We start from the raw sequence: 2,009 nt of genomic DNA on the forward strand, positions 1-2,009 counted from the left end.
GGAAGTTTTATTTTCAACTATAGCATTAGTAGATACAGTGGTACTTAAGTTTATTCTATCTATTTTAGTTTTATCAAAACCAGATAAAAGTTGTCCTAAAGTAGACCATATGGATTCGAATATGTTATTTTTATTAGTAGGTTTTTTAATTCTATTTATGATTTTACCATTCTTTATAATAACGCCATCTATATTGGTTCCACCCATATCAAGACCAACAATCAATTTTAATCCTTCTCCCTTCTTTATTTTGTCACTTAATATTATTATATCCTCATTGAGGAGTATGTATCAAGTTTTTAACTTTTTATGAAGTATAATGAATAATATTTATTAATTTGCAAAGGTTAATTATAGAATACAATTGGAGAAAAATTATCCAATTACATGTATAGCAATAGAATATATGATATTAATGTAGAGGGCACCTAGAGTTTGAACTAGGTGTTGTATTTTATTACTAATAGAAATAGAAAATTTTTATTTACATTTTAAAATAGAACCAAGCCGTATTGTTTAATTATTATCAAACTTGGGTATATAATTCATAGAAAAATTGAGGAGGGATTTGTATGACGAAGATAATAATTTCCCCTGGAAAATATATTCAGGGCAAAGGAGAATTAAAGAGAATAAAAACCCATGTAGAACATTTAGGTAGTTCTTTTTTCATTCTAATTAGTAAATCAGGCTATAAAAGATTTGGAGAGATTATAAAAGAAAGTTTTGGAAATGCTGCTAAAATTAATTTTATTGAATTCAATGGAGAATGTTCAAAAGTTGAAATAAATAGGCTTCGAGATGAATTTAAAGAAAAAGGGTCTGATGTAGTTATGGGAGTAGGAGGAGGTAAGATTCACGATACTGCTAAAGCTCTTGCATATTATGAGAAAGTACCAGCAGTTATAGTACCAACTATAGCAAGTACTGATGCTCCTTGCAGTGCATTGTCTGTAATTTATACTGAAGATGGGGCTTTTGATGAATACTTACTATTACCTAAAAATCCAGATATGGTACTAATCGATATAGATGCAGTTGCTAATGCTCCAGCACGATTGCTCGTTGCAGGTATGGGAGATGCACTAGCAACTAAATTTGAAGCAAGAGCAGCTGCCAAGGCTGGTGCAATGACTATGGCTGGAGGTTATCCTACAGATGCTGCGATTGCATTAGCTAATTTATGTTATGAAACATTGCTAAATGAAGGGTTAAAGGCAAAACTAGCTGTAGAAAAGAAAGTAGCAACAAAAGCAGTTGAAAAAATAGTAGAAGCAAATACATTATTAAGCGGTATTGGTTTTGAAAGCGGTGGTCTTTCTGCAGCGCATGCTATTCATAATGGGTTAACTGCTATTGAAGAAACCCATGAGTTATATCATGGAGAAAAAGTTGCTTTTGGCGTTTTAGTCCAATTAGTATTAGAAAATGCACCATTAGAGGAAATAGAAGAAGTATTATATTTCTGTAATGAGGTGGGATTACCAACTACATTAAAAGAGCTAAATATTACGGAAGCATCGGAAGAAAAATTAATGGATGTAGCAAAATTAAGCTGTGCAGAAGGTGAAACCATCTATAATATGCCTTTCGAAGTTACAGCAGAAGATGTTTATGCTGCAATACTAGCTGCAGATGCTTTGGGGCAAAGCTTTATATTTTAACTGGACAGTAGTAATCGTTCTGTACTGACCCCCAAAAAAGTTAGATGCATTTTATTAAGTAACTATTAAGGATTGAGTTCTATATTCTACAGGACTCAGTCTTTTTAATTCATGTAAAAGTCATCTACCTAAATTTTAAAAAATTTATTATTATGAAGGATTTTCTGTATAGAAGTAGAATAAATATTAATAGAAGAAGTTAATAAGGAAGGGAGATACTATCATGATAATTCAAAGAATTAATTTTAATGAGTATTCATCAGAAGCTTTAGAACAGTTGAAAAAGGGAGCTTTTCTAACTGTAAAAGATGGAAATGAAATAAATACCATGACAATAGGTTGGGG

Annotated in this window: 2 protein-coding genes; one reads left to right on the top strand and one right to left on the bottom strand. The window is 31.2% G+C overall.

All coding sequences use genetic code 11. The features are described from left to right. Nucleotides 1-225 (bottom strand): hydantoinase/oxoprolinase N-terminal domain-containing protein (locus VK998_RS06225; protein ID WP_325226630.1); only part of this gene is annotated, 225 nt, incomplete at its 3' end. Between the two features lie 347 nt (nucleotides 226-572). Here VK998_RS06225 and VK998_RS06230 point away from each other — a divergent pair. After that, entirely contained in the window at nucleotides 573-1,664 is a 1,092-nt protein-coding gene (locus tag VK998_RS06230) for a glycerol dehydrogenase (protein ID WP_325226632.1), read from the top strand. Nucleotides 1,665-2,009: the final 345 nt, after the last annotated feature.

This window comes from Schnuerera sp. (assembly GCF_035459645.1).
In the GTDB taxonomy this organism is placed as follows: Bacteria; Bacillota; Clostridia; order Tissierellales; family Tepidimicrobiaceae; genus Schnuerera.

Bases quoted from the DNA above. Each gene is read 5' to 3' on its own strand.
- VK998_RS06230 (WP_325226632.1), top strand. From the start codon at position 573: ATGACGAAGATAATAATTTCCCCTGGAAAATATATTCAGGGCAAAGGA.